This window comes from Salipiger sp. PrR007, from assembly GCF_010499845.1.
GTDB lineage: Bacteria > Pseudomonadota > Alphaproteobacteria > Rhodobacterales > Rhodobacteraceae > Salipiger > Salipiger pacificus_A.
In genome coordinates, this window is sequence record NZ_JAAGOZ010000066.1 from 1 (window position 1) to 3,945 (window position 3,945).

The 3,945-nt window shown below is 66.1% G+C and carries 5 protein-coding genes; all 5 read left to right on the forward strand.

Annotated features, from left to right (window positions below; all coding sequences use genetic code 11):
• Positions 1-54: 54 nt before the first annotated feature.
• Positions 55-375 (forward strand): TrbC/VirB2 family protein, encoded by a 321-nt coding sequence (locus G0Q01_RS22150; protein ID WP_164197531.1) that lies wholly within the window; start codon positions 55-57, stop codon positions 373-375.
• 60 nt (positions 376-435) lie between these two features.
• On the forward strand, positions 436-711 hold the full coding sequence (locus tag G0Q01_RS22155) for a type IV secretion system protein VirB3 (protein WP_164213867.1): 276 nt from the start codon (positions 436-438) through the stop codon (positions 709-711).
• On the forward strand, positions 701-3,073 hold the full coding sequence (locus G0Q01_RS22160) for a VirB4 family type IV secretion system protein (RefSeq protein ID WP_164213868.1): 2,373 nt from the start codon (positions 701-703) through the stop codon (positions 3,071-3,073). Before G0Q01_RS22155 ends, G0Q01_RS22160 begins: the two co-directional genes overlap by 11 nt.
• Positions 3,070-3,303 (forward strand): hypothetical protein, encoded by a 234-nt coding sequence (locus G0Q01_RS22165; protein ID WP_164213869.1) that lies wholly within the window; start codon positions 3,070-3,072, stop codon positions 3,301-3,303. The genes G0Q01_RS22160 and G0Q01_RS22165 overlap by 4 nt, the downstream gene beginning before the upstream one ends.
• Before the next feature lie 49 nt (positions 3,304-3,352).
• A partial coding sequence (locus G0Q01_RS27200) for a lytic transglycosylase domain-containing protein (RefSeq protein ID WP_370526779.1) occupies positions 3,353-3,945 on the forward strand: 593 nt, incomplete at its 3' end.

The following is a 3,945-nucleotide window of genomic DNA, read 5'->3' on the forward strand; positions in this document are numbered from 1 at the left end:
GCACGTTCGCAAAGTGCTCGACGTCTACCTGGCAACCATCGGTAAGGACCGCATATGACCACGATCACGAAAGGGCTTATAGGCCGCCTCACCTCCCTCAACTGGAAGGGACTGCTCTACCTCTTGCCCATCTTCGCGCTCATCGCCGAGCCCGCGCTGGCGCAGAACCTCGATCCGCTCGAGAACATGCTCGGCACGATCGTCGATGCGCTGACCGGCCCCATCGGCCGTCTGATCGCAATCCTCGCGCTCGTGGGTTCCGGCTACATGATGTTCACCGGCCGCCTCAACTGGCCGCTCTTTCTCGTCATTCTCGTCGGCGTTGTCATCGTCTTCTCCGCCGAAACCATCATCGACGGTTTCACGGCCACCTGACGCCATGAGCCTCCCCGCCCCGCGTGGCGCGGGAGGCCTTCTTCGTTGGAGCGCATGACGATGCAAGAGCACCCCCTGTTTCTCGGGCTGACACGTCCTCCCAAGTTCTTCGGGCTGCCGCTGGGCTATTTCATCAGCCTGGCGCTCGGCTCGGTGATCCCCTTTGTCGCTTTTGATGATGTGCGGTTCCTCGGCATTGCCCTGATCGCCTACCCGGCCCTCTGGCTGGTGGCCGACCGGAACCCGCATCTCTTCCAGATCGTCGCCGGGGTCCTCTCCACCACCCCGCGCACCCGGACCTACAAGCGAAACGGGGGCGATCGCTATGTCTCTTAACCGCCTCTCCGCCCTCTTCGAGGACAGCGCCCTCTTGCGTTCGGTGCTGCCCGAAAGCCTCTTTGCCGAAGAGCCGGTGGCGCGCCACCTGCCCTATCTCTCTGCCCCCGAGGATGATCTCATCCTCACGCGGCAGGGCGATCTTCTCGCCTCGGCCGTCATCGGCGGCATCGACAGCTTCACTGCCGAGGCCCCGGAGATCGAGGCCCTGACGCAGGGCTTTGCCCGCCTTGTCGGCCAACTCGGCGAGCGCTTCGGCTTTTACGTGAACAAGATCACCATCCCCGCAGCACTCGACCTCGCGCCTTTTGATGAGGTCGGCTTTGCCGCGGAGATTGACCGGCGCTGGCGCGAGACCCTTGCCGCGAAGTCCCTCAAGCGCCGGGTCCTGCTGCTCACACTCGCCATGCGCCCGAGCGCCGGCCAGAAGATGGGGCTGGGCCGGGCCGTCAAATCCAGCTTCGAGGCCGATCTCGCGGCGCGCAAGGAGCGCATGACCGAGGCCATGGGGCTGCTGCAGGCGATGTATCACGCGGTGGGGTTCCGCCGCCTGCGCGTCTCGGACGGCGATTGGCTTGGCTATCTCGGCACGATCCAGGGCCAGGAATTCCAGCCGATGCACGGGCAACCGGGCCAGTTCCTCTCGGCCTCCATGACCAACGCCCAATATCTCTTCAAGGGAAAGCGCTTTGCCATCGACAACGGCATGAGCCGCCGCATTGGCGCGATCTTCGGGGTGAAGGCCTGGCCGAACAAGTCGCTGCCGACCGTGCTCGATGCGCTGGAGCTGCCCTACGACATCGTGGTGACCAACAGCTTCACGCCGATCCGCAATAACGAGGCCGAAGAAAAGATTGCCCGCACCGCGCGGCAGATGGGGGCGACAGAAGATGCCGCGCAATCGCTGCGCGCCGGGCTTTACGATCTGCTCGACGACATCGCCTCCCGGCGCGGCGTTCTCGGCAAGCACCAGCTCACCGTCATGGTCACCGCTGGCAGTGAGAAAGCCCTGGAAGAGGCCGCCTCCGAGGTTTGGCGCGCGGGGCAGGAATCCGGCGCCACGCTGGTGCGCGAGAGCTTTGCCGCCCGCGCCATGTTCTTCAGCCAGGCGCCGGGCAACTGGCGGTACCGGCACCGGGCGGCGCTGACCACCTCGACCAACTTTGCCGATTTTGCCGCCTTCCACGCCGGCGCGCCCGGGCGCGACAAGCACCAATCGCCCTGGGGCGAGACCATCACGGTTTTGCCCTCAGTCTCATCCTGCCAGTACCGGTTTAATTTCCACGAACCGGGATCGCGGACCGCCGAGCCCTCGGGCGGGCACACGCTGGTGCTGGGGCGCCCGGGCTCGGGCAAGACGCTTGGCACCGCGTTTCTCATAGCCCAAGCCCGCCGCGTCGGCGCGCGCGTCGTGGTCTTCGACAAGGACCTCGGCCTCGAAATGGCGGTGCGCGCTTTGGGCGGCACCTACAGCACGGTCCGCATCGGTCAGCCCACGGGCTTCAATCCCTTCCTCACCGAGACCGACAGCCGCGGCGCGGCCTGGCTCACCGATTGGACTGCCGACATTCTCTCGCGGAGCGGCCGTCCGCTTGAGACCTTCCAGACCGTGGCGCTGAATGACGCGATCCGCCGCGTAGTGGCGGCCGAGCCCGAGTTGCGCAGCTTCTCGGCCCTGGCCTCGGCGGTGAACCAGACCGACGACGATGGCGATCTTGTCTCCCGGGTGCGCGAGTGGACCGCGGCGGGCCGCTTTGGCTGGCTCTTTGATGAAGAGGCCGAGACCGGCATCCAAATCGGCGAAGATGTCGTCGGCATTGACATGAGCGAGCTTCTCGATCTCGGCACGGAACGCACCGCTCTCCTGGCCTATCTCTTCCGCCGGATCGAGCGCGTCATCGAGGACCGGCGGCCCACCATCCTCGTCATCGACGAGGCCTGGAAGATGCTGAACGACGAGATGTTCGTGAAGCGCCTGCAGGAATGGCTCGTCACCATGCGCAAGAAGAACTGCGTGGTGATGATGCTGACCCAGACGCCCGGCCATCTCGCGCAGTCGAGCGTTGGGTCAATCATCTCCGAGATGGTCTCGACGCAGATCCTGTTTCCGAACCCCGCGGCCCATCCCGAGGATTACCGCATCCTCAAGCTCAATGACCGCGAGGCGGAGTTTGTCTCCCAGAGCACCGGCGGGCTGCGCCTCGCGCTGCTGCGCTCGGCCGGCGACAGCCTCTTCGTCAACTTCGGCCTGTCGGGCCTCGGCCCGGATCTCGTCACGGTGCTCGGCGGCGGAGCGAAAGGCGAAGACCGTGCGCCCTTCGAGTGGCGCCGCAAGTCTGATTTCTGGAAGGACATGGCATGACAAAGCTCCTCTCCACCGCTGCCCTGATGCTGGCCCTAGCCGGCTGCGCGGCCGGCGTCTCGACCGGGCGCAAGTCGCCCTGCGCCGGCACGTTCCGGACCGAGGGCAGCTACGCGGTCATCCCGGCCACGGCAACGCGCGGCGCCGTGGTGAGCCCGGGCGGCGCCTCCCCGTCCCAAATGAGTTTTGCTGCGGAGGGCGCGGATGATTGCCAGTTCTCCCCGCTCTAAGTGCGCACCTAGATCAGCCGCATCGCGGGCCGGGTCGGCGGGACTGGGCGTGGTTGGGCTGATGCTGGCGGCAGTCCCCACCCCCAGCGCCCTGGCGCAGGGTGTGCCGATCGTCGACGGCTCGAACCTCGCCAATGCGATCTCGCGGCTCTCCGAAGGCGAGCGCGATTTTGCCAAGCAGCAGGAAAAGCTTGGCCGCCGCGAAGCGCAGCAGGATCTGCACCAGGAGCAGCTCGAAGCCTACGCGCGCTTCCTCGAGCAGACGACAGGCACCAGCGATGTCTCGGGCTTCGAAGACGGCGTCGGCGGTTTCTCGAGCGCGAGCGAGACCTATCCCGTGACGGAGGAAGATAGCGCCGACGCGCAGCGGCTCTTTGGTGACGATGCCGGCGTCGAGCAGATGATCATCGAAACCGCCGCGAAATACGAGGGCCATGCCGGTGTCGGCGCCGCGGGCCTGACCCCGCTGACCTGGCGCATCCTGTTCCAGTCGCTCATCAAGCAGGAAAGCCGCTTCAACAACGCCGCCGTCTCGCATGTAGGCGCCATGGGCTTTTGCCAGCTCATGCCCGGCACCGCCGCCGATCTTGGCGTCGATCCGCGCGATCCCTGGCAGAACCTCGACGGCGGGGCGCGCTACAT

Bases quoted from the DNA above. Each gene is read 5' to 3' on its own strand.
- G0Q01_RS22150 (WP_164197531.1), top strand. From the start codon at position 55: ATGACCACGATCACGAAAGGGCTTATAGGCCGCCTCACCTCCCTCAAC.
- G0Q01_RS22155 (WP_164213867.1), top strand. From the start codon at position 436: ATGCAAGAGCACCCCCTGTTTCTCGGGCTGACACGTCCTCCCAAGTTC.
- G0Q01_RS22160 (WP_164213868.1), top strand. From the start codon at position 701: ATGTCTCTTAACCGCCTCTCCGCCCTCTTCGAGGACAGCGCCCTCTTG.
- G0Q01_RS22165 (WP_164213869.1), top strand. From the start codon at position 3,070: ATGACAAAGCTCCTCTCCACCGCTGCCCTGATGCTGGCCCTAGCCGGC.